At 71.5% G+C, this 22292-nt stretch carries 18 protein-coding genes and 1 pseudogene; 10 read left to right on the top strand and 9 right to left on the bottom strand.

Features of this window, described 5'->3' with window-relative positions:
• Nucleotides 1-4: 4 nt before the first annotated feature.
• On the bottom strand, nucleotides 5-1246 hold the full coding sequence (locus ACIQ7M_RS15990; RefSeq protein WP_355760614.1) for a DUF4190 domain-containing protein: 1242 nt from the start codon (nucleotides 1244-1246) through the stop codon (nucleotides 5-7).
• Nucleotides 1247-1480: 234 nt separating this feature from the next.
• Between ACIQ7M_RS15990 and ACIQ7M_RS15985 the strand changes: the two genes are divergently transcribed.
• On the top strand, nucleotides 1481-2587 hold the full coding sequence (locus ACIQ7M_RS15985) for a threonine synthase (RefSeq protein WP_403644174.1): 1107 nt from the start codon (nucleotides 1481-1483) through the stop codon (nucleotides 2585-2587).
• Nucleotides 2588-2750: 163 nt separating this feature from the next.
• Here the strand turns inward: ACIQ7M_RS15985 and ACIQ7M_RS15980 are convergent, their stop codons facing one another.
• The 3 genes and pseudogenes from ACIQ7M_RS15980 to ychF form a co-directional block, all read right to left on the bottom strand.
• Nucleotides 2751-4961: a DEAD/DEAH box helicase gene (locus ACIQ7M_RS15980; protein ID WP_403644580.1), complete on the bottom strand. Its 2211-nt coding sequence runs from the start codon at nucleotides 4959-4961 to the stop codon at nucleotides 2751-2753.
• A gap of 45 nt (nucleotides 4962-5006) precedes the next feature.
• A pseudogene (locus tag ACIQ7M_RS15975) lies at nucleotides 5007-5240 on the bottom strand (DUF234 domain-containing protein); the annotation flags it as partial.
• A 274-nt stretch (nucleotides 5241-5514) separates the two neighbouring features.
• Complete coding sequence (gene ychF / locus ACIQ7M_RS15970) at nucleotides 5515-6603, bottom strand: redox-regulated ATPase YchF (protein WP_355760622.1); 1089 nt, start codon at nucleotides 6601-6603, stop codon at nucleotides 5515-5517.
• 305 nt (nucleotides 6604-6908) lie between these two features.
• Here ychF and ACIQ7M_RS15965 point away from each other — a divergent pair, with 305 nt between their 5' ends.
• Nucleotides 6909-7394, top strand: coding sequence for a DUF6542 domain-containing protein (locus ACIQ7M_RS15965; protein WP_403644171.1), 486 nt, complete (start codon nucleotides 6909-6911; stop codon nucleotides 7392-7394).
• Nucleotides 7395-7520: 126 nt separating this feature from the next.
• Here the strand turns inward: ACIQ7M_RS15965 and ppgK are convergent, their stop codons facing one another.
• On the bottom strand, nucleotides 7521-8270 hold the full coding sequence (gene ppgK, locus ACIQ7M_RS15960) for a polyphosphate--glucose phosphotransferase (RefSeq protein ID WP_403644168.1): 750 nt from the start codon (nucleotides 8268-8270) through the stop codon (nucleotides 7521-7523).
• Between the two features lie 29 nt (nucleotides 8271-8299).
• Nucleotides 8300-9304, bottom strand: a complete 1005-nt coding sequence (locus ACIQ7M_RS15955; protein WP_355760631.1) for a 4-hydroxy-3-methylbut-2-enyl diphosphate reductase — start codon at nucleotides 9302-9304, stop codon at nucleotides 8300-8302.
• 319 nt (nucleotides 9305-9623) lie between these two features.
• Here ACIQ7M_RS15955 and xseA point away from each other — a divergent pair, with 319 nt between their 5' ends.
• The 3 genes from xseA to ACIQ7M_RS15940 all read left to right on the top strand — a co-directional run bounded on the left by xseA (nucleotide 9624) and on the right by ACIQ7M_RS15940 (nucleotide 12234).
• Nucleotides 9624-10832, top strand: coding sequence for an exodeoxyribonuclease VII large subunit (gene xseA, locus ACIQ7M_RS15950; protein WP_355760634.1), 1209 nt, complete (start codon nucleotides 9624-9626; stop codon nucleotides 10830-10832).
• Nucleotides 10833-10841: 9 nt separating this feature from the next.
• Entirely contained in the window at nucleotides 10842-11090 is a 249-nt protein-coding gene (locus tag ACIQ7M_RS15945) for an exodeoxyribonuclease VII small subunit (protein ID WP_355760636.1), read from the top strand.
• 553 nt (nucleotides 11091-11643) lie between these two features.
• A complete protein-coding gene (locus tag ACIQ7M_RS15940; RefSeq protein WP_355760639.1) occupies nucleotides 11644-12234 on the top strand; it encodes a malonic semialdehyde reductase in 591 nt (196 codons plus the stop codon).
• A gap of 91 nt (nucleotides 12235-12325) precedes the next feature.
• On the opposite strand, the gene ACIQ7M_RS15935 is transcribed toward ACIQ7M_RS15940, so the two are convergent.
• Entirely contained in the window at nucleotides 12326-12844 is a 519-nt protein-coding gene (locus ACIQ7M_RS15935) for a DUF4245 domain-containing protein (protein ID WP_403644162.1), read from the bottom strand.
• A 126-nt stretch (nucleotides 12845-12970) separates the two neighbouring features.
• On the opposite strand from ACIQ7M_RS15935, the gene glpX reads away from it, so the two are divergent.
• On the top strand, nucleotides 12971-14002 hold the full coding sequence (gene glpX / locus ACIQ7M_RS15930) for a class II fructose-bisphosphatase (RefSeq protein ID WP_326785733.1): 1032 nt from the start codon (nucleotides 12971-12973) through the stop codon (nucleotides 14000-14002).
• Nucleotides 14003-14134: 132 nt separating this feature from the next.
• Here glpX and ACIQ7M_RS15925 read toward each other — a convergent pair whose 3' ends face one another.
• Entirely contained in the window at nucleotides 14135-14506 is a 372-nt protein-coding gene (locus tag ACIQ7M_RS15925) for a WhiB family transcriptional regulator (protein ID WP_328671196.1), read from the bottom strand.
• A 196-nt stretch (nucleotides 14507-14702) separates the two neighbouring features.
• A complete protein-coding gene (locus ACIQ7M_RS15920; RefSeq protein ID WP_355760644.1) occupies nucleotides 14703-15431 on the bottom strand; it encodes a DUF1707 domain-containing protein in 729 nt (242 codons plus the stop codon).
• Nucleotides 15432-15682: 251 nt separating this feature from the next.
• Here ACIQ7M_RS15920 and ACIQ7M_RS15915 point away from each other — a divergent pair, with 251 nt between their 5' ends.
• The 4 genes from ACIQ7M_RS15915 (at nucleotide 15683) to ACIQ7M_RS15900 (ending at nucleotide 22235) form a co-directional block, all read left to right on the top strand.
• Nucleotides 15683-17350 carry a fumarate hydratase gene (locus ACIQ7M_RS15915; RefSeq protein ID WP_386987999.1) on the top strand — a complete coding sequence of 556 codons (1668 nt, stop codon included), beginning with the start codon at nucleotides 15683-15685 and terminating at the stop codon, nucleotides 17348-17350.
• A gap of 110 nt (nucleotides 17351-17460) precedes the next feature.
• Nucleotides 17461-18864, top strand: a complete 1404-nt coding sequence (locus tag ACIQ7M_RS15910) for a class II fumarate hydratase (RefSeq protein ID WP_403644156.1) — start codon at nucleotides 17461-17463, stop codon at nucleotides 18862-18864.
• 115 nt (nucleotides 18865-18979) lie between these two features.
• On the top strand, nucleotides 18980-19672 hold the full coding sequence (locus ACIQ7M_RS15905; protein ID WP_355760652.1) for a DUF402 domain-containing protein: 693 nt from the start codon (nucleotides 18980-18982) through the stop codon (nucleotides 19670-19672).
• Nucleotides 19673-20069: 397 nt separating this feature from the next.
• Nucleotides 20070-22235, top strand: a complete 2166-nt coding sequence (locus ACIQ7M_RS15900) for a SpoIIE family protein phosphatase (RefSeq protein WP_403644153.1) — start codon at nucleotides 20070-20072, stop codon at nucleotides 22233-22235.
• Nucleotides 22236-22292 lie beyond the last annotated feature (57 nt).

The raw sequence follows: 22292 nt of genomic DNA, 5'->3' as shown, positions 1-22292 counted from the left end.
GCCGTCACACCTCGATTCCGGGACCGCCTTCGCCGCCGCTACCGGTACCCCCTCCGTCGTCGTACACCGGCGGGGTGGTGGCGAGCCCCAGAGCCTCGCGGGTGGTGACCGTCTTCTTGGGGTCGATGAGCTTCAGGGCCTTCTCGTAGTGCTCGGAGAAGGTGTCCGCGTCCGGCGCGTCCGCGGCCTTCGCCCACTCCTTCGCCGAGCGCTCCAGGTCCTTGGCCAGGGCCGCGACGAGCTTGGCGGCGTCCGGCGCGAACCTGTGGGCGGGCAGCCCGTCCGCCTCCCGGGCCAGCGCCTCCGAGACGTGGTCCGCCCACTCCTTGTAGCCGGGCAGGTCGTCGTCGATGTACTCGGTGTCGGGTATCGCGTCCAGTGCGTTGTCGATGGCCGCCGCGGAGCTCAGATAGGAGTACTGGTCGGGCTCCAGCGTGAGCTGGTCGTTGCGCAGGGAGCCCGTCAGACCGCTCTCCTCGTCGGTGTTCCCGAACAGGCAGCTCACCTCGCGGTCGCCGGTGCGCCAGCTCTGCGCCGTGGGCGTGAAGGAGTACACGGCGACGTCGCCCGGGACGGCCCAGGAGTCCATCGCGTAGGTGTTCCGGAGCAGATAGCACCGCCGGTCGGCCTCGTCGGCGGCCGCGTCCTGCCCCGGGTAGTCGCCCTCGGGCATCTCGAAGTCCGCGAACACCTCGGCGTCGTGCCCGCCCGTGCACGGCACCTTGTCGACGTCGATCGCCAGCCCCTTCAGGGAGCCTCCCGGGGTGTCGAAGCACTCGCCCACCTCCAGCGAGAACGCCGAGCCTCCCGAGCCGCCTGCCGCGTCCTCGAAGCCCTCCCAGAACGCGCGCGCTCCCCCGGTGGCGACCGTGAGCGCGAGCAGCACGACACCGATCGACGACATCACCATGCCGCCCACCGCCATGCCCTTGCCGCGCTCGCCGCGCCGTTTGATCTGGACGAGCGCGACGATCCCGAGCACCAGCCCGACGGCGGGCAGGAAGCACAGGATGCCGAGGACCAGCGCCGCGATCGCGAGCCCGTTGAAGGGAACAGGCCGGTTGTACGGGGAGTAGCCCTGCCCCCAGGGCTGGTACGGACCCGCGTACGGCGACTGCGGGGGCTGCTGGAACGGGCCCTGCGGGGAGGGATATCGGGGGTACGGAGCGGGCGGATGCGGCGGGGTCCCCGGCGGCGGGTACTGCCCCTCGGGCTGCTGCGGTCCGGGCGGCGGGGGTATGGCCACGGTTTCCCTTGCTCCTCATCCATCCGCGATGGAACGCACGTACGACTGCCGAACGGCTGGGCGCATCGTAAGCACGGCGCGGGCGAGGTCGTGACGGGGGCTGTCGGAGGACGGCCGGAGCATGGCCGGTCCCCGACCCTCGAAGGGCTCCGCCACCCCCGGCGCCCCGAAGCGCTCCGTCCCCCGACGCCCCGAAGCGCTCCGTCCCCCGGCCCTCGCGTCTAACCTGCACCCATGACTGCACTGCCGGACTGCTTCTGCCCGACGGACGGCACGCGCGTCCCCGCCGGCTCGCTCGCCTGGTGCTGCCCGGTCTGCCGCGGCCCGCTCGACCTGGACTTCGCGCCGACACCGGCTCCCCTGGCGTCCCTGACCGGCCGGGTGAACTCGCTGTGGCGGTACGCCGAGTGCCTGCCGCTGGCCGCGCCCACGGTCAGCCTCGGCGAGGGCCGTACCCCGCTGGTCCCGCTGCGCGAGGGCGTGCTGGCCAAGCTCGACTTCCTGATGCCGACACTGTCGTTCAAGGACCGCGGGGCCGTGCTGCTGGCCGAGCTGGCACTGCGGCTCGGACCCCGGCAGGTGCTCGCGGACAGCAGCGGCAACGCGGGCACGGCCGTCGCCGCGTACTGCGCCCGGGCCGGGCTGCCCTGCACGGTGTACGTCCCCGAGGGCACCTCCGCGAAGAAGCTGGAGCAGATCGAGGCGCACGGGGCGCGGCTGCGGGTGGTCGACGGCGACCGCGAGGCGACGGCACGCGCGGCACGCGAGGCGGCCGACGAGAAGGGCGTGTTCTACGCCTCGCACGTCTTCAACCCGTACTTCCTGCACGGCACGAAGACGTACGTCCACGAACTCTGGGAGGACCTCGGCGGCCGCCTGCCGGACGCCGTCGTGCTGCCGGTCGGCAACGGCACGCTGCTCCTCGGCGCCGCCCTCGCCGTGGCCGAACTGCACGCGGCGGGGCTGATCGACAAGAGGCCGACCCTGTACGCCGTCCAGTCCGCCGCGGTCGCCCCGCTGGCCCGCGCCTGGTCCGAGGGCGCGGACGATCTCGTCGGCGTCACCCCGATGGCGCCCACGTTCGCCGAGGGCATCGCGATCCCGCACCCGCTGCGGGCCCGCCAGATCCTGAGCGCGGTACGCGCCTCCGGGGGCGCCTTCCTGACCGTGACGGAGGACCAGATCCGCCACGCACAGACGGACCTCGCCGGACGCGGCCTGTACGTGGAGTCGACGGGCGTGGCCTGCTGGGCGGCGATCCGCGAGGGCGCCCTCGGCCGCCGGGAGGCCGTGGTACCCCTGTGCGGCGCCGGCGCGAAGACGGGCCTGGCCCGGCCCTGAACGAACCCGGCGCCCGCGGCCCTGTCGTCCCGCCGCTCACCGCGCGCCTTTGAAGCCCCGGCCGGGGACGGCGTCTTGTCCGTCCGCCACTGGATCGACCACCGCACCGACCCGGGCCCGGAGGAAGCACGTCGGCCGGGCCCGCTGCTCGACCGTGCCCGCTTCACTCGACCGGCGTGAGCCTCTCGTCCGTCATGCCCAGACGAGCCTGTTCCTCCTCGACGATCCGACGTGCCAGCTCGGTGTCCGACACGTCGACCGCGTCGGGGGTCGCCTCGGCCACGGCGCTGCGGCGTGCGTAGGCGTCGAACAGGCGGGCCTTGGTCTCCAGCATCCTCACCATGCGTTCGTCCACGCCCCCGGTCGCCAGAAGGCGGTGCACGCGAACCGGCCTGACCTGGCCCATGCGGTGGGCCCGGGCCACCGCCTGATGTTCGATGGTCGGCTTGATCTGGGGTTCGCAGATGACGACGACGGAGGCGGCCTGCATGTTGAGGCCGACGCCCGCGGCCTGGATCTGTCCCAGGAGCACCGCCGGACCCTGGACAGCGGCGAAGTCGTCGACGATCTCCTGGCGGCGCTGAGCCGGGACGGCGCCGGTCAGCGGACCGAACACCTCGGTGCCCGTGGCGGATTGGGCCGCGAGGGCCTCCTTCACCACGCCCAGTACGTCCTTGAAGTTGGAGAAGACCACCGTCTTCTGCCCGTTCTCGCCGGCCTCCTGGACGATCTCCCGGAGCCGGTCCAGCTTCGCCGACTTCTCCGGGCGCATGTACGCGGCCCTGCGCATGGCCATGAAGTTGCCCGCGCGGACGGCTTCGCGGTACTCCTCCTCGTCCGAAGCGCTCAGCTCCTCCCACTCGTCGGTCTGCTGAAGGCTCGGGAGCTCCGTCAGCACGTCCTCCTGGTTGCGTCGCAGGTAGACGGGGGCCACGGCCTTGCGGAAGGCGACCGATCCGGCCAACGCGTCCCGTTCACCGAGGGAGTCCGCGACGTCCTCGTCGAGCATGCGGACCAGGTTGCGGAACTCCACGACCTTGTTCTCCATGGGGGTTCCGGTCATGAAGAGGGTGCGCTCGCAACGCTCCGCCCACAGGCCCACCGCCTGCGACCGCTTGGTCTTCGGATTCTTCACGGAGTGCGCTTCGTCGACCACCAGCAGCCCGACCTCCCCGCCGTCCGGTGCGGGAAAGCCGCGCAGGGCGTCGAACGTGGTGACGCCGACGCCGCCCCGTTCCTTCCACTCGGCGAACGCGTAGTGCCGGTCGGGACCGTGGAGCACCACGACGCGCAGGGCGCTGCGGGCCTCGATCTCCCGTGTCCAGTTCACGAGGACGCTCGCCGGGCAGACGACCAGGAAACGGCTCCGTCCCTCGGCGGCCAGGTGGGCGAGGACGGCGATCGCCTGGATGGTCTTCCCGAGGCCCATCTCGTCGCCGAGTATCACCTTGCGCTGCGCGAGCGCGAACCGTGCGCCGAACGCTTGGTAACCGCGCAGGGAGACCCGCCGGTGCCTGTCGTCGAGGTGCTGGGTCCGTACCCGCTCCGCGATCTCGTCCGGCAGAAAGCCCTCCGCGGCAGCCGCGTCGGGCTGCCGCCCGGAGATCTCGGCGAGCAGGCTGTAGTACTCGGCGGAGCGGAGTTCGAAGTCCACCCAGGCCGCGACGTCGGACGAGAGCCCTCGGAGCAGGTCCACCGACGCCTGGGAGAGCAGCTCGGGCAGGCCGGCCCGATCCGCCTCGTCCACCAGCGACCGGATCTCGGCGACCGCCGCCCACGCGCGGGCCTTCTTCTCCCGGCCGGCCAGAAGCATGCGGACCCTCCCGGCGGCGGGCCTCGCGTCGGCCAGCAGCGGGCCGAGCCGTTCCGCCAGGAACGTGGCCCTGTCGACCGCACGCCGGGCGTCCGGGCCGGCCTCCACCAGGACGTGCAGGGCCATGACGAGCGCGGTGGTGGACGGTTCCGGCCGGTCCACGTCGATGTGGACGGCCACGGTCTCGTGCACGGCCTCGGAGAGCCGCCGGGCGGCGGCGAGCATCTGGTCGACGGTGCGCTGCCCGACACCGGCGATCTGCCGCAGCCGGTAGGGGCCCGCTTCGAGGACACTGCCCAGGGTGCGCAGCCCGCTCTTCTCGACGTTGCCCAGCCGCAGCCGGCCTTCGGTGACGTCCTGCAGCCGGGCGACGGGAATGGCGTCGAGTTCCCGCTTCACCGCGGCGTCGTGGATCGGCTTCAATGCCGCCCGTACCGCCTCCACCGCCCCCGCGTGGTCGGCGACCACCGCCCGCGCCGCCTCGTACAGTCGCGCTCCCCTCGCGACCGTCTCCCGCTCGTCACGCCCCACGCTTCCGCCCCTCCTCGACCCTCCCCGCATCCTCCCACCGCCCGCGCCGCGGCTTCTGCGGAGGACTCTCGAAGCCTTGACGGAGCCGACGAGGAGGAGCTCCCTGGCGACGGGAGCGCGGTCCGCCCCGACGATGTCGAGCTCGACGTCGTCGGTCCGGGTCCAGTAGCCGCCCACCGCGGGAGCTGCGGGGAGCCGGTCGTCGGGCAGTATCCGGGCGAGCGCCTCACGGACGAGCGGCTCGACCGCCCGGCCGCGCCAACTGGCCCAGTTCTCCCGGATCCGCGCCAGGGACAGATCATCCCTCCCGGCCACGTTGGTGGAAGGGGCGTCCGTAGTTGTTCAGCGCCTCCATCATCGACAGATCGGAGCCGATGAGGACCAGCAGCACCGGCTTGGTCTCCAGCACCCGGTGGTAACGAGCCTCGCCGGTTCTTCGCCCAGGGTCGGACTGGGCGGGGTGCCGAGGCACCGCCCCGCAGGGAAAGACCGAGGGGAAAGCCAAAGGGGCCCGGCCCCGAAAGGCCGGACCCCCTGCGATCCGCATGTCTGCCGGATCGGCGCCGCGGTGAGACGGCGGTCGCTACACGTTGAAGCGGAACTCCACCACGTCGCCGTCCTGCATGACGTACTCCTTGCCCTCCATGCGGGCCTTGCCCTTGGCGCGGGCCTCGGCCACCGAGCCGGTTTCGACCAGGTCGGCGAAGGAGATGACCTCGGCCTTGATGAAGCCCTTCTGGAAGTCGGTGTGGATGACACCGGCGGCCTCGGGGGCGGTGGCGCCCTTCTTGATGGTCCAGGCGCGGGATTCCTTCGGGCCGGCCGTCAGGTAGGTCTGCAGGCCGAGGGTGTTGAAGCCGACGCGGGCCAGCGTGGCGAGACCGGGCTCCTCGGCGCCCACCGACTCCAGGAGTTCCAGGGCGTCCTCCTCGTCCAGCTCGGCGAGGTCCTGCTCCAGCTTGGCGTTGAGGAAGATCGCCTCGGCGGGGGCGACCAAGGCGCGCTGCTCGGCCTTGAAGTCCTCGTCGACCAGCTCGTCCTCGTCGACGTTGAAGACGTAGAGGAACGGCTTCGTGGTGAGCAGGTGCAGGTCGTGCAGCAGCTCTTCCTTGCCGGAGCCCTGGACGATGCCCACGGAGAAGAGGGTGTCGCCCTTCTCCAGGATCTCCTTGGCCGCCTCGACCGCAGCGACCTTGGGCACGACGTCCTTCTTGATGCGCGACTCCTTCTGGAGGCGCGGCAGGACCTTCTCGATCGTCTGGAGGTCGGCGAGGATCAGCTCGGTGTTGATCGTCTCGATGTCGTCCTTGGGCGAGACCTTGCCGTCGACGTGCACGACGTTCTCGTCCTTGAAGGCACGGATGACCTGGCAGATCGCGTCCGACTCACGGATGTTCGCGAGGAACTTGTTGCCCAGGCCCTCACCCTCCGAGGCACCCTTCACGATGCCCGCGATGTCGACGAAGTCGACGGTCGCCGGGAGGATCTTCTGCGAGGAGAAGATCTCGGCCAGCTTGGTGAGTCGTGCGTCGGGGACACCGACCACGCCGACGTTCGGCTCGATCGTGGCGAACGGGTAGTTGGCCGCGAGCACGTCGTTCTTGGTCAGGGCGTTGAACAGGGTCGACTTGCCGACATTGGGCAGACCGACGATTCCGATCGTGAGCGACACGTTGCGACTTCCCGTACGAGAGGATGGGCGAAGGGCCCTCCAGAAGAGCGGGCCGATCCACCAGTCTACGGCGTGGCCCGCCCCTCGCCCGCGAGGTATCGAACGCATGGCCAAGGTCTTTCCACGGCCTCGCCTTCGGCCGGTCTCCGGCGTGTCCGATGAGCCGTTCCACACATAAAACGACCTAAGTTGGTCCAGTGGAGCAACACAGGACGCGTCCCCCTCAGTACAGACCGCGACGCGGAGCACCTGTTCCGGCACAGGCCGGGCGGGCGGCGAACGGCGGTGTCCGGCGGGACGGCCCGGTGGCGCGGCGGCCCGCGCCCGCGGGTGTCCGGCAGCCGCGCCGCACGTCACGTCCCCGGCTGACCGGGCTCGGCGGCGGCCTGTTCTGCGGCGCGTCGATGTTCGCGCTGGCCTGCCTCGACCAGCTGCTGTTCGACGGGTCGGCGACGGTGTACGGGGTGCTGTTCCTGCCGGTGTGCGTGCTGACCGCGCTGTGGGTGCGGCCCGGCGACCTGGTGACGGCCCCCGTGGTGCTGCCGATCGCCTTCGCCTGCGGGCTGCCGCCGATCACCGAGGACGGCGGAGGCGGCCTCGGCGGCTTCTTCATGGGGCTGGTCACCACCCTCGCCCTGCAGGCGGGCTGGCTGTACGGGGGAACGCTGGCCGCGGTCCTCGTCGTGACCGTCCGCCGGGTCCGCCTGATGTCCCGCCGCCGGGCCGCCCAGCGGCGGGAGCGGGCACAGGGGCGAGCACGCTCCGTACCGCCCGGCAGACAGGCCCGCTGACCCGGCCCGCCGGCGGCCGTGTCGACGGCTGCCCGCGCTGTACCGTCCGCCGACCGGCCCTCGTACGGTCGGTCGGCCGACGGCCCTCTCGTGCGGTCGGCCGGCTGCTCTCTCGTACCGTCGCCGCTAGCGGCCGATCTGCGCCGCCCGCATCGCCGCGCCCACGATCCCGGCGTTGTTCTGGAGCTGCGCCGGGACGATCTCCGCCTTGATGCCCTCGATCAGCGGCAGGAACTTCTCGGACTTGCGGCTGACACCGCCGCCGATGATGAACAGCTCCGGGGAGAACAGCATCTCGACATGGGCGAGGTATTTGGTGACCCGGCGCGACCAGTGCTCCCAGGTGAGCTCGTGGTCCTCCTTGGCCTTGGTGGAGGCCTTCTTCTCGGCGTCGTGACCGTTCAGCTCCAGGTGCCCCAGCTCGGTGTTGGGGACCAGCTCGCCGTCCGTGAAGACGGCGCTGCCGATGCCGGTGCCGAAGGTGAGCAGGATGATCGTGCCCCGGCGGCCCTTCCCCGCGCCGAACTCCATCTCCGCGACACCCGCCGCGTCGGCGTCGTTCAGCACGGTCACCGGCAGACCGCCCAGCCGCTCGCCGAGGAGCGCGCCCGCGTCGGTGTCGATCCAGGACTTGTCGACGTTCGCCGCCGTACGGATGGTGGAACCGCCGGTCACGACACCGGGGAACGTGATGCCCACCGGGCCCGTCCAGCCGAAGTGGTCGATGACGTCCTTCACGCCGTCGGCCACCGCGTCGGGCGTCGCCGGGTGCGGGGTGAGCACCTTGCAGCGCTCCTCCGCCAGGTCCCCGCGGTCAAGGTCCACAGGGGCACCCTTGATCCCGGATCCGCCAATGTCCACACCGAAGATCTTCATGGCCCTACGTTACGACGTACGGCTGAATGTCACTTCCCGGACGGACCACCGGTGCGCGCCTCCACCAGTGCGGCCGCCTCCGCGCGCAGGTCGCGGCGCAGTTCCTTGGGGAGCGAGAACGTGATGGACTCCTCGGCGGCCTTGACGATCTCCACGTCCTCGAAGCCGCGCCCGGACAGGAACTCCAGGACCTGCTCGACGAGGACCTCGGGGACGGAGGCACCGGAGGTGACACCGACCGTGGTCACGCCCTCCAGCCAGGCCTCGTCGATCTCGTCGGCGAAGTCGACCAGGTAGGCGGCGCGGGCGCCGGCCAGCTTGGCGACCTCGACCAGCCGGACCGAGTTCGAGGAGTTGCGCGATCCGACGACGATGACCAGCTCGGCCTCCGCGCCCATCTGCTTCACGGCGAGCTGACGGTTCTGCGTGGCGTAGCAGATGTCGTCGCTCGGCGGCGAGATGAGGAGCGGGAACTTCTCCTTCAGGGCGTCGACCGTCTCCATCGTCTCGTCGACGGAGAGGGTGGTCTGGGAGAGCCAGACGACCCTGGAGGGGTCGCGGACCTCGACCTTGGCGACGTCCTCGGGGCCGTCGACCAGGGTGATGTGGTCGGGCGCCTCGCCGGAGGTGCCGATGACCTCCTCGTGGCCCTCGTGCCCGATCAGGAGGATGTCGAAGTCCTCGCTCGCGAAGCGGACGGCTTCCTTGTGGACCTTGGTGACCAGCGGGCACGTCGCGTCGATGGTGGCGAGCTTGCCGGCGGCGGCCTCGTCGTGGACGACGGGCGAGACGCCGTGCGCCGAGAACATGACGATGGACCCCTCGGGGACCTCCGCCGTCCGCTCGACGAAGATCGCGCCCTTCTTCTCCAGCGTCTGCACGACGTACTTGTTGTGGACGATCTCGTGACGGACGTAGATCGGGGCCCCGTACTGCTCGAGGGCCTTCTCGACGGCGATCACGGCGCGGTCCACGCCCGCGCAGTAGCCACGGGGGGCGGCGAGCAGGACACGGCGGCCAGGCGAAGCGGTCATGCCCCCATCGTAAGGCCGCGTCCGGCGGGTCGGGGATCGCCTCCTCGGAGAGACTGTGGACGGCCGCCGGGGGTGGGACCAGGCGATTCCCGGGAGCCACGATGTCCGACGCGCCGACCACCGCCGAAGCGGACCCGGCGGAGCGCGGGCCCGACTGGGGCGGGCGGGGGCCGCGGCCTGGTGACGCGCCCGGGCCGCGCGGCCGCCGTCCACCGCGTCGCGACCAGGACGGATCCGGCGGCCGAGGTACTGGGTTCGGGTGGTCCGACTCGTTCCGGGCGCGGGGGCGTTGTCGGTGGCGCCCACTACGCTCGGGCGCATGGCTCTCAACACGTCCGCGGACACTCCGCTGCCCGTCGGCGAGGTGTCACGGCTCATCGGGGGATGGATCGACCGGCTCGGCGCGGTGTGGGTCGAGGGGCAGATCACCCAGTTGTCGCGGCGTCCCGGCGCGGGCGTCGTCTTCCTGACGCTGCGCGACCCGTCGTACGACATCTCGGTGAGCGTGACCTGCTACCGACAGGTCTTCGACGCGATCGCCGACGTCGTGAGCGAGGGCGCCCGCGTGGTCGTCCACGCCAAGCCGGAGTGGTACGCGCCGCGCGGGCAGCTCTCCCTGCGCGCCACCGAGATCAAACCGGTGGGAGTGGGAGAGCTCCTGGCCCGCCTCGAACAGCTCAAGAAGTCGCTGGCGGCGGAGGGGCTGTTCGCGGCCGAGCGCAAGAAGGCGCTGCCGTTCCTGCCTCAGCTCGTCGGGCTGGTGTGCGGGCGCGCGTCGGCGGCCGAGCGTGACGTGCTGGAGAACGCGCGGCACCGCTGGCCCGCCGTCCGCTTCGAGGTGCGCAATGTCGCCGTGCAGGGCGTCCACGCCGTACCTCAGGTCGTCCAGGCGGTGAAGGAGCTGGACGCGCTCGACGAGGTCGACGTGATCGTCGTGGCGCGCGGCGGCGGCAGCGTGGAGGACCTGCTGCCGTTCTCCGACGAACAGCTCGTCCGCGCGGTCGCGGCCTGCCGCACGCCGGTCGTGTCGGCGATCGGGCACGAGCCGGACAGCCCGCTGCTCGACCTCGTGGCGGACCTGCGGGCCTCCACACCGACGGACGCCGCCAAGAGGGTCGTGCCGGACGTCGGCGAGGAGTACGAGCGGGTGCGGTTCCTGCGGGACCGGGCGCGGCGCTGCGTCCAGTCGTTCGTCGACCGCGAGGAGCGCGGCCTCGCGCACACGCTGGCCCGGCCCTCGATGGAGGATCCGCACCGGATGATCGACGAGCGGGCGGACCAGGTGTCCGCCCTGCTCGACCGTGGCCGGCGCACCCTCGGGCATCTGCTGGACCGCGCGGACTCGGAGCTGACGCACACCCACGCGCGCGTGGTGGCCCTCTCCCCCGCGGCGACCCTCCAGCGGGGGTACGCGGTGCTGCAACGGGCCGACGGTCATGTGGTCCGGGACCCGGCCGAGGTGGCGGCGGACGAGACGCTGCGGGCGCGGGTCGCCGAGGGTGAATTCACGGTTCGAGTCGATGCATAGGGTGGGCGCATGACCAGCAAGGTGGACGAGGCGCTCGGGTACGAGCAGGCACGGGACGAGCTGATCGAGGTCGTACGACGTCTGGAGGCGGGCGGTACGACCCTGGAGGAGTCCCTGGCGCTCTGGGAACGCGGCGAGGAGCTGGCCAAGGTGTGCCGGCGCTGGCTGGAGGGCGCCCGGGCCCGTCTGGACGCGGCTCTGGCCGAGGAGTCCCAGGAAGAGGCGGGGGCCGGGGACACCGGTTCCGGGTCCGAGTGACGAGCGGTGCCGGCTCCGGGTGACGAGCGGTGCCGGCTCCGGGTGACGAGCGGTGCCGGCTCCGGGTGACGACGGCTCCGCGTCCGGGAGACGGGTGGCCCGGGCTCCGCGTCTCGGACTGCTCCGCGTCCGGCTGACGGGCGGCTCCGGCGGTCCGGGCTCAGCGTCTCGGGCGGCTCCGGCTGACCGGCGGTCCGGGCTCCGCGTCTCGGGCGGCTCCGGCTGACCGGCGGTCCGGGCTCCGCGTCTCGGGCGGCTCCGCGTGACGGCGACTCCGCGTCCGGGCGGCTGACGGGCGGTCCGGGCTCCGCGTGACGACTCCGCGTCCGGGTGATGTCCTGCTCCGAGTGACTCCGGCGGGGCCCGCGAGACGGCGGGCCCCCTTTTCCGATCCCTTTTTTCGATCCCTTCGTTCGTCCCCTGTTTCGACCCCTCCGCCTGTGAAGCGGATCACCACGCCCCACTTTTGGTTGAACTTTAAACCTCCTCGAGGTACTGTCGTGCTCGCCAACAGATCCCCCCGGATCCACCGCACATACCGAGAAGGTTCTTCATGTCTCTCGTCCTTGACCCCACCGCTCAGGACCTGCTGTTCCGCGAGGCCCGCACGGCGAACACCTTCACCGACGAGCCGGTGACCGACGAGCAGGTCCAGGCGATCTACGACCTGGTCAAGTACGGCCCGACCGCCTTCAACCAGTCGCCGCTGCGCATCACCCTGGTCCGCTCCCCCGAGGCCCGTGAGCGCCTGGTCCAGCACCTCGCCGAGGGCAACCAGGCGAAGACCGCCGCCGCCCCGCTGGTCGCGATCCTCTCCGCGGACAACGAGTTCCACGAGGAACTGCCGGCGCTCCTCCCCCACTTCCCCGCCGCCAAGGACATGTTCTTCTCCGAGCGCCCGGTCCGTGAGAGTGCCGCCGCGATGAACGCCGCGCTCCAGGCCGCTTACTTCATCATCGGCGTCCGCGCCGCCGGCCTCGCCGCGGGCCCGATGACCGGTGCCGACCTCGCCGGTGTCCAGAAGGAGTTCCTGGACGACGACCACACCCCGCTGATGATCGTCAACATCGGCAAGCCGGGCGAGGACGCCTGGTTCCCGCGCTCCCCGCGCCTCGACGCCGACCAGGTCATCACGACCGTCTGACCGACGGCGGCAGCGAACGAGAAGGGCCCCCGGCGACACCGCCGGGGGCCCTTCTCCATGTCTTGAGGCGTTCTGCGAGGCCGTACGGGCGCTACGAGGTCTTCAGGGCCTGCGCCAGCTTCACCAGCGTGCCGAACGACCCGGTGCCGGTCACCACCGTGGTGGAGCCCTTGCCCTCCAGGACGAGGGCGTCGTAGTGGTCGCCCTCGTAGCGCCGCCAGGTCCGGTCGCCGATGCGCTCGGTGGTCTTCGTCTGCCGCGCGCCCTGGCTCGCCGTGTCGATGAACACGGCCGGCCGCTGAGTGGACTGCTCGACCGCCACGTACTGACCGTCGGGGGCCTGGAAGCCCAGATGCCAGGCGTCGAACTCGCTGCCGTCGTACCGCACCGAGGTCGCCTTCCACGCCGACGGCAGACCCTCGGGCGCCGCCACGGGATAGCTCGCCGCGCGGCGAGCCGTCAGCAGCTCGACCTGGTAGTCGACCCGCTTGAGATCGGGCTCGGAGTCGTCATGCGGAATGAAGATGTAGATGACACCCGCCATGAGCGAGATGAGGCCCAGGGAAAGAATCATGTCCCGGACCGACTGCTTGCCTTTCATACCTGCCACGCGCCTATCGTCGCAGGTGCCCTGGCCTGCTCATCCGTGGGCCCCCCTGCTCATTTTGTAAGCCTGGCGATAGAGTCGGGGCCACACCCTCATCCGGCCGTCGTCGTATCAGAAAGGTGCGTGTCGATGACCGAACATCATCTGCCCTCCGAACTCGAAGTCCCGTCGGAAGCCCCCGACCGCAACCTCGCCCTCGAACTGGTCCGCGTCACCGAGGCCGCCGCGATGGCCGCGGGCCGCTGGGTCGGCCGCGGCGACAAGAACGGTGCCGACGGCGCCGCCGTCCGCGCCATGCGCACCCTCGTCTCCACCGTCTCGATGAACGGCGTCGTCGTCATCGGCGAGGGGGAGAAGGACGAGGCCCCGATGCTCTTCAACGGGGAGCGTGTGGGCGACGGGACCGGCCCGGAGTGCGACATCGCCGTCGACCCGATCGACGGGACCACGCTCACCGCCAAGGGCATGACGAACGCCATCGCCGTGCTCGCCGCCGCCGACCGCGGCACCATGTTCGACCCGTCCGCGGTCTTCTACATGGACAAGCTGGTCACCGGCCCCGAGGCCGCCGACTTCGTCGACATCAACGCGTCCGTGGCGGTGAACATCCGCCGGGTCGCCAAGGCCAAGCGGGTCACGCCCGAGGACGTCACGGTCGTCATCCTGGACCGCCCGCGCCACGACGGGATCATCAAGGAGATCCGGGAGACCGGCGCGCGCATCAAGCTGATCTCCGACGGCGACGTCGCGGGCTCCATCCTCGCCCTGCGCGAGGGCACCGGCATCGACCTGCTGCTCGGCATCGGCGGCACGCCCGAGGGCATCATCTCGGCCTGCGCCGTCAAGTGCCTCGGCGGCACCATCCAGGGCAAGCTGTGGCCGAAGGACGACGAGGAGCGGCAGCGGGCGATCGACGCCGGGCACGACCTCGACCGCGTCCTGACCACGAACGACCTGGTCTCCGGCGAGAACGTCTTCTTCGTCGCGACCGGGATCACCGACGGCGAGCTGCTGCGCGGGGTGCGCTACCGCTCCGAGACCGCGACGACGGAGTCGATCGTGATGCGCTCCAAGTCGGGCACGGTCCGCCAGATCCGGTCCGAGCACCGGCTGAGCAAGCTGCGTGCGTACAGCGCGATCGACTTCGACCGCGCCAAGTAGGACCACCGGCCCCGCGGGCCGTGCGCCCACGAGGCGCGGAAGGGGCGCCCCTTGTGCGGAGGGGCGCCCCTTTTCCGTGTCGGCGTCCAGGGCGCGTGACGCGCCCCGGGGACCCGGCCTTCCCGGGGTGGGTCAGCCGGCCGCGGCTATCGTGCCGCGGGCGGCCTTCTTCAGTTCCAGGTCGCGGCGGCGCCGCCTGGCGAGCACGACGCGGCGCTCGGCGGCGGTCAGGCCGCCCCAGACGCCGTACGGCTCGGGTTGCAGCAACGCGTGTTCGCGGCACTCGACCATGACCGGACAGCGGGCGCAGACGCGCTTGGCCGCCTCCTCACGCGAGAGGCGTGAAGCGGTCGGCTCCTTGGAGGGGGCGAAGAACAGGCCGGCTTCGTCACGCCTGCACACCGCCTCCGTGTGCCATGGCGCTTCCTGATCCCTGTCCCGCACGGGCGCCCGCTGGGCCGGAACGGCAGCTACCTGCAGGGACTGATGCGGCGGTTGCAGCACGGTCTACTCCTGACGACGGCTTCGCGAGCGTGCCGGGCACCGGGGAAGTTCCACAGCGCCCTCCAAGAGACGATGCAGCAAGCCCTACCCGCTGTGCGCGCGCCTATGCACTGCGTACCGAAGCCCGGCCGTTCTCAGGCGTGATCGATCGTCCGCGGCGGACCGGCCGCATCCGCCGCCCGCATATTCACGAGCGTCAACGGTCGAGGTGCTTGCGCAAACTGCGGTCGAGCCGGTCCGCCACGCGTTCGTTCACCCGGCTGGTGACCCGGTCGAGGATGTCGGCGATGAGCTTGCCGCGCCGGGGCCGCGCCTCGACGTTCCCCAGGACGGCGAGGCCGTCGATGTAGACCACGGGCGCGTCGGGGTCGCCCGAGTCCAGCGTGTCCACCTCGAAGTTGCCGAGCACGCCGCCGCCGCTGCCGCGCAGCGAGACGTTCTCCGGCACGAAGATCTCGACGTTGCCGAACACCGAGATCGCCTTGATCACGACCTGCTGGTACTCGAAGATCGCCTCGCTCAGGTCGATCTCGACATTGCCGAACACCGAGTACGCGTGGATGCGCCGGCCCGCCCGCCAGCGGCCCTTGCGGACGGCGGAGCTGAAGACCGCCACCACGTTCTCGTCGGCCTCCGCCGGGATCGCGCCCTGGGTGGGGCGGTTCGGCGCCGAGGTGTACGCGGAGGCCGCCCGGCCGGTGTGCGCGGCGGGCAGGTCGCGGACGAACTGGTCGAGCTCGCCCACCGTCTTGGTGGCCAGCACGCCCTCGACCCGCTCGGCATGCTCCTCCGCGGTCAGGCGCCCCTCGGCGACGGCCTCGCGCAGGATGTCGGTGATCCGGTCGCGGTCGGCGTCCGAGGCACGCAGCTCGGCCGGCTTCGCCGCCGTGGCGGCACTCGCGTCGGGGCTCTTTTGAAGGTCCACGGCGACAGCGTACCCAAACGCGATAGATCGCGACTACCCCTCGCGCGCCGCCCGCGGGAAACCCGCCCTGCCCCGGAACCGACGGTCCGGTGTCCGAACTGAGCCTTACCTCACAGCCTCGGCGTCCGTGTCAGGTTCTACGCTGGTGGACGCTGCCGATGACGGCCGGCCTCCGGCGAGTGAGCCCAAGGGGTGCGCCCGAGGCGACCGCGCCCCGAAAAAAGCTGACTGTCGAGTGAGGAATAGGCGAGATGCCTGAGTTCGCGTACACCGATCTGCTCCCCCAGGGAGAGGACACCACCCCGTACCGGCTGGTGACCTCCGAGGGTGTCTCCACCTTCGAGGCCGACGGGCGCACGTTCCTCAAGGTGGAGCCCGAGGCGCTGCGCAAGCTCGCCACGGAGGCCATCCACGACATCCAGCACTACCTGCGCCCGGCGCACCTCTCCCAGCTCCGTCGCATCATCGACGACCCGGAGGCCTCGGCGAACGACAAGTTCGTCGCCCTGGACCTGCTGAAGAACGCGAACATCGCCGCCGCGGGCGTCCTGCCCATGTGCCAGGACACCGGCACGGCGATCGTCATGGGCAAGCGCGGCCAGAACGTGCTCACCGAGGGCGGCGACGAGGCGGCCCTCTCGCGCGGCATCTACGACGCGTACAAGAACCTGAACCTGCGCTATTCGCAGATGGCCCCGCTGACCATGTGGGACGAGAAGAACACGGGCTCCAACCTGCCGGCGCAGATCGAGCTGTACGCCACCGACGGCGGCGCCTACAAGTTCCTGTTCATGGCCAAGGGCGGCGGCTCGGCCAACAAGTCGTTCCTCTACCAGGAGACGAAGGCGGTCCTCAACGAGGGCTCCATGATGAAGTTCCTGGAGGAGAAGATCCGTTCGCTGGGGACGGCCGCCTGCCCGCCGTACCACCTGGCGATCGTCGTCGGCGGCACGAGCGCCGAGTACGCGCTGAAGACCGCGAAGTACGCCTCCGCGCACTACCTGGACGAGATCCCCTCCGAGGGCTCCGAGCTCGGCCACGGCTTCCGGGACAAGGACCTGGAGGAGAAGGTCTTCGAGCTCACCCAGAAGATCGGCATCGGCGCGCAGTTCGGCGGCAAGTACTTCTGCCACGACGTACGGGTGGTGCGCCTGCCCCGCCACGGCGCGTCCTGCCCGGTCGCGATCGCGGTCTCCTGCTCGGCCGACCGCCAGGCCGTCGCGAAGATCACCGCCGAGGGCGTCTTCCTGGAGCAGCTCGAGACCGACCCCGCGCGCTTCCTGCCGGAGACCACGGACGAGCACCTCGACGAGGCGGGCGACGTCGTCCGGATCGACCTGAACCAGCCGATGGACGACATCCTCGCCGAGCTGACGAAGTACCCGGTCAAGACCCGCCTCTCGCTCTCCGGCCCGCTCGTCGTGGCGCGCGACATCGCGCACGCCAAGATCAAGGAGCGGCTGGACGCGGGCGAGGAGATGCCGCAGTACCTGAAGGACCACCCGGTGTACTACGCGGGCCCGGCCAAGACCCCCGAGGGCTACGCGTCCGGCTCCTTCGGCCCGACCACGGCCGGCCGCATGGACTCCTACGTCGAGCAGTTCCAGGCGGCGGGCGGCTCCAAGGTCATGCTCGCCAAGGGCAACCGCAGCAAGCAGGTCACCGACGCGTGCGACGCGCACGGCGGGTTCTACCTCGGCTCCATCGGCGGCCCGGCCGCCCGTCTGGCCCAGGACTGCATCAAGAAGGTCGAGGTCGTCGAGTACGAGGAGCTCGGCATGGAGGCCGTCTGGAAGATCGAGGTCGAGGACTTCCCGGCCTTCGTCGTCGTCGACGACAAGGGCAACGACTTCTTCCAGGACCCCGCCCCCGCCCCGACCTTCACCACGATCCCGGTGCGCGGCCCCGGACTGGCGTAGTGCGGCCCCGTACGGCGTCCACCCCGCGAGGTGGACGCCGTACGGGTGACGCGCGCCGGGCGGGAACACAGGCCGGCTCCGCGATGCTGTCTCCCATGGAGGTGTCACCAATGGCGGATGGCCAGGGCGAAGGCGCGTACCGGATCGAGCACGACTCCATGGGCGAGGTGCGGGTGCCCGCGGAGGCGAAGTGGCGGGCGCAGACGCAGCGCGCCGTGGAGAACTTCCCGGTCTCGGGGCAGCACCTGGAGCGCGCGCACATCGAGGCGCTCGCCCGGATCAAGGGGGCCGCCGCGAAGGTGAACGGCGAGCTGGGCGTGATCGGCGAGGACGTCGCCGGGGCGATCCAGGGGGCGGCGGCGGAGGTCGCCGAGGGGCACTGGGACGCGCACTTCCCGGTCGACGTCTTCCAGACGGGCTCGGGCACCTCCTCCAACATGAACGCCAACGAGGTGATCGCCACGCTCGCCGGGGAGAGGCTGGGCAAGGACGTCCACCCCAATGACGACGTGAACGCCTCGCAGTCGAGCAACGACGTGTTCCCGTCCTCCATCCACATCGCCGCGACCGCCGCCGTCACCCGCGATCTCGTGCCCGCGCTGGAGCATCTGGCCGCCTCGCTGGAGCGCAAGGCACGGGAGTTCGCCGATGTCGTGAAGTCGGGGCGCACCCATCTCATGGACGCGACGCCGGTGACGCTCGGCCAGGAGTTCGGGGGGTACGCGGCCCAGGTGCGGTACGGGGTCGAGCGGCTGGAGTCCTCGCTGCCGCGGCTGGCCGAACTGCCGCTGGGCGGCACGGCCGTGGGGACGGGGATCAACACCCCGCCCGGGTTCTCCGCCGCGGTGATCGCGGAGGTGGCGCGGGCGACCGGGCTGCCGCTGACGGAGGCCCGCGACCACTTCGAGGCGCAGGGGGCGCGCGACGGGATCGTGGAGACGAGCGGTCAGCTCCGGACCATCGCCGTCGGACTGACGAAGATCGCGAACGATCTGCGGTGGATGGCCTCCGGGCCGCGCACCGGACTGGCCGAGATCAGCCTCCCGGATCTCCAGCCCGGCTCCTCGATCATGCCGGGCAAGGTGAACCCGGTGATTCCCGAGGCGGTGCTGATGGTCGCCGCGCAGGTCACGGGGAACGACGCGACCGTCGCCGCCGCGGGCGCGGCCGGGAACTTCGAGCTGAACGTGATGCTGCCGGTGATCGCGAAGAACGTGCTGGAGTCGGTCCGGCTGCTCGCGAACGTCTCGCGGCTGCTGGCCGATCGCACGGTCGACGGGATCGTCGCGCACCGCGAGCGGGCCCGTGAGTACGCGGAGTCGTCGCCGTCCGTGGTGACGCCGCTGAACAGGTACATCGGGTACGAGGAGGCCGCCAAGGTCGCGAAGAAGGCGCTGGCGGAGCGCAAGACGATCCGCCGGGTGGTGCTGGAATCGGGGTACGTGGAGCGCGGGGACCTGACCGAGGAGCAGTTGGACGAGGCCCTGGATGTCCTGCGGATGACACGCCCGTAACGGCTCGGGCTCGCGGAGAAACGCCTGATGACGGCTCCGTAACAGCGTGTTCCCGATGGCGTGAACCGTGACGGTTGCCGCAGCGTCGTATGCCTGGGGCACCTAATATCTGGTCATGGCAGAGGGTGGAGCGGTGAGACGAGCGGAAGCGGACGGGCCGGCGGCGTTCTGGGAGCCCGGGCACCCGATCCTGTGGCGGTACCGGGAGAACGGCGGCGACAGTGTCCACATCTGCCGTCCCGTGACGGTCGTACGCGACGACGCCGACCTGCTCGCGGTGTGGATGGCGCCGGACACGGAATGCGTGAAGCCCGTGCTCGCCGACGGCTCGCCGGTGCATGCAGAACCGCTGGAGTCGCGCTACACGAAGCCTCGCGCGGTGCGGCGCGGCCGCTGGTCCGGGACCGGTGTGCTGAAGCTGGCGCGGCCGGGCGAGGCCTGGTCGGTGTGGCTGTTCTGGGAACAGGGCTGGCGTTTCAAGAACTGGTACGTGAACCTGGAGGCTCCACTGACCCGTTGGGCGGGCGGGGTGGACTCCGAGGACCACTTCCTCGACATCTCGGTCCACCCGGACCGCAGTTGGTGCTGGCTCGACGAGGACGAATTCGCCATGGCGCAGCGGGCCGGTCTGATGGATGCTCAACTGGCCGCACGGGTAAGGGAAGCGGGGTGGTCGGCGGTGGAGGTGATCCGCGCCTGGGGCGCGCCGTTCTCGGACGGATGGCAGCACTGGAGGCCGGATCCGGGCTGGCCGGTTCCCGTTCTGCCGGATGACTGGGACCGTACGCCCGCGCACGTGTCCTCATGAGACCCTTGATGCGCCCCCGTGGTACAACCGTAGGATCGTCTTCCGCAAGGGCACACGGCAGAGACAACTCCCGCAGGATGAGCCGGGCTTGACCATATGTCACCGAGGGGCGGCAAGACGTGAGCGAGGGGTACGAGGCGTACGGCGGCGTGGCCGGCCAGAGACCGGTCGCACCACGCGGGCTCGCCACGACGGTCGTACGGGCCGGGGCTTCGGTCACCGACCCGCTGCCGGCACGGGCCGTTTTCGGCCGTGGGCGAGCCGTACCGTGCCGGGCGGCGGCCGTTCGCGCCGTCGGTCCCGGCCCTGACGACACGCAGATTCCGTTCCTGGGGCACACATTCCGGGTATCGGGGCTGCGGGAAGAACTGTGCGCACGGCGCGCAGCCCCGGACGGATGGACTCGACACGCGTGACGGAGCACCCCACCTCGCACGAGCGCCGGCAGAGCGGCGCGCCCGCCCCCGCGGACCCTCGCGGGGCGCTCCTGCGTACCTCGGAGCCGCCGTCCCAGGTCCCGGGTTCCGGCGCGTTACCGGCACAGGCCCGCACGGGTGACGCACCGAGGGGTTCGGGTGCGTCGAAACCGCGCGGCAAGCGCGGCAAGGCCGGCGGCCAGGTGCCCGACACCGGCATGTCCGCGTCCTCGGGCACGGACATGCCCTCGTCCTCGCCGGCCCCTTCCGGGTCCGGCTCCGAGCACTCGCAGCCCTCGGCGACCGAGCCCGACACCCACCGCCCCCGGCCCGCGCCGGAGGGCATCCCGATCCAGCCGGACGCCGAGCAGGGCCGGGTCGCGCGGGCCTCCGGCGGCAAGGACCGCCGTAGCGGGCAGGGCGTGCCCACGGGCGGCCCGATGCCGATGCGGCGGGACGGGGACCGGCTGCGCTTCGTGGGCGCCGCGACCCGGCGGATCGCCCGGGGCATCGACCTCGACGAGATCGTGATGGGGCTGTGCCGGGCGACCGTGCCGACCTTCTCCGACGCGATCCTCGTCTATCTGCGCGACCCGCTGCCGGTCGGTGACGAACGGCCGACGGGGCCTCTCGTGCTGCGGCTGCGGCGCACGGACCGGATTCCCGAGGAGCGGGACACCGAGAGCGGCTTCCTGCCCGCGCTGCGCCCGGAGCCCAGCGAGCTGTCGGCGATGACGGCCGAGCTGTGCGAGGTGCGCCCCGGCGGGGCGCTCGCCGAAGTGCTGCGCGGGGTGCGGCCGGTGTTCGCGGACGCGCCCGCGGCCCGGGCCGCGCTGCCCGAGCTGCTCGGCGACGATCTGCCGGTGCCGAGCGGCCAGCGCGCGATCCTCGCCCCGCTGCGCGGCCGGCGCCGGGTGATCGGGGCGGCGCTGTTCCTGCGCCGCCCGGAGCGGCTCGCCTTCGAGGCGGACGATCTGCTGGTCGCGGCGCAGCTCGCCACGCACAGCGCGCTCGGCATCGACAAGGCGGTGCTGTACGGCCGTGAGGCGTACATCGCCGACGAGTTGCAGCGCACGATGCTGCCCGAGACGCTGCCGCGGCCCACGGGGGTGCGGCTCGCGTCCCGCTATCTGCCGGCCGCGGAGACGGCGCGGGTGGGCGGCGACTGGTACGACGCGATCCCGCTGCCGGGCAGCCGGGTCGCGCTGGTCGTCGGTGACGTGATGGGCCACTCCATGACGTCGGCGGCGATCATGGGCCAGCTCCGGACGACGGCGCAGACCCTCGCGGGGCTCGACCTGCCGCCGCAGGAGGTGCTGCACCATCTCGACGAACAGGCGCAGCGCCTGGGCACCGACCGCATGGCGACCTGCCTGTACGCCGTCTACGACCCGGTGTCGCACCGGATCACGATCGCCAACGCGGGCCATCCGCCGCCGGTGCTGCTGCATCTGGGCGGGCGGGCCGAGGTGCTGCGGGTGCCGCCGGGCGCCCCCATCGGCGTGGGCGGGGTCGATTTCGAGGCGGTGGAGCTGGACGCCCCGGCGGGGGCGACGCTCCTGCTGTACACGGACGGTCTGGTCGAGTCGCGGCTCCGCGACGTCTGGACGGGCATAGAGCAGCTTCGGGAGAAGCTCGCGGCGGTCGCCGCGCTGACCGGGCCGGACCATCCGCCGCCGCTGGAAGCGCTGTGCGACGAGGTGCTCGACATGCTCGGCCCGGGCGACCGGGACGACGACATCGCGCTGCTCGCCGCGCGCTTCGACGGGATCGCGCCGAGCGATGTCGCGTACTGGTTCCTGGAGCCGGAGGACGCGGCGCCCGGCCGTGCCCGGCGCCTCGCCCGGCGGGCGCTGGCCCGTTGGGGCATGGAGGACATGACCGACTCCGTGGAGCTGCTGGTCAGCGAGGTCGTGACGAACGCGGTGCGGTACGCGTCGCGGCCGGTGACGCTGCGGCTGCTGCGGACGGACGTCCTGCGCTGCGAGGTCGGCGACGACGTGCCCCAGCTTCCGCGGCTGCGCCAGGCGCGGGCCACGGACGAGGGCGGTCGTGGGCTGTTCCTGGTGAACAGGCTGGCGCGACGGTGGGGGGCGACCCGGCTGAGCACGGGAAAGGTCGTCTGGTTCGAGTTGAACCGGAACTGACCGGGTTCTCGTCGGGCCCCGCCCCGGTGGGACCGGCGCCGGGCCGTGCCGTGCGGG

Origin of the sequence: Streptomyces sp. NPDC096324 (assembly GCF_044763015.1) — a bacterium.
GTDB lineage: Bacteria > Actinomycetota > Actinomycetes > Streptomycetales > Streptomycetaceae > Streptomyces.
Note: the sequence above shows the minus strand (reverse complement) of the source record. Positions and strands in the feature narration are given on the sequence as shown.

Bases quoted from the DNA above. Each gene is read 5' to 3' on its own strand.
- ACIQ7M_RS15985 (WP_403644174.1), top strand. From the start codon at position 1,481: ATGACTGCACTGCCGGACTGCTTCTGCCCGACGGACGGCACGCGCGTC.
- ACIQ7M_RS15980 (WP_403644580.1), bottom strand. From the start codon at position 4,961: ATGCGGGGAGGGTCGAGGAGGGGCGGAAGCGTGGGGCGTGACGAGCGG.
- ppgK (WP_403644168.1), bottom strand. From the start codon at position 8,270: ATGAAGATCTTCGGTGTGGACATTGGCGGATCCGGGATCAAGGGTGCC.
- ACIQ7M_RS15955 (WP_355760631.1), bottom strand. From the start codon at position 9,304: ATGACCGCTTCGCCTGGCCGCCGTGTCCTGCTCGCCGCCCCCCGTGGC.
- xseA (WP_355760634.1), top strand. From the start codon at position 9,624: ATGGCTCTCAACACGTCCGCGGACACTCCGCTGCCCGTCGGCGAGGTG.
- ACIQ7M_RS15945 (WP_355760636.1), top strand. From the start codon at position 10,842: ATGACCAGCAAGGTGGACGAGGCGCTCGGGTACGAGCAGGCACGGGAC.
- ACIQ7M_RS15940 (WP_355760639.1), top strand. From the start codon at position 11,644: ATGTCTCTCGTCCTTGACCCCACCGCTCAGGACCTGCTGTTCCGCGAG.
- glpX (WP_326785733.1), top strand. From the start codon at position 12,971: ATGACCGAACATCATCTGCCCTCCGAACTCGAAGTCCCGTCGGAAGCC.
- ACIQ7M_RS15915 (WP_386987999.1), top strand. From the start codon at position 15,683: ATGCCTGAGTTCGCGTACACCGATCTGCTCCCCCAGGGAGAGGACACC.
- ACIQ7M_RS15910 (WP_403644156.1), top strand. From the start codon at position 17,461: ATGGCGGATGGCCAGGGCGAAGGCGCGTACCGGATCGAGCACGACTCC.
- ACIQ7M_RS15905 (WP_355760652.1), top strand. From the start codon at position 18,980: ATGGCAGAGGGTGGAGCGGTGAGACGAGCGGAAGCGGACGGGCCGGCG.
- ACIQ7M_RS15900 (WP_403644153.1), top strand. From the start codon at position 20,070: ATGGACTCGACACGCGTGACGGAGCACCCCACCTCGCACGAGCGCCGG.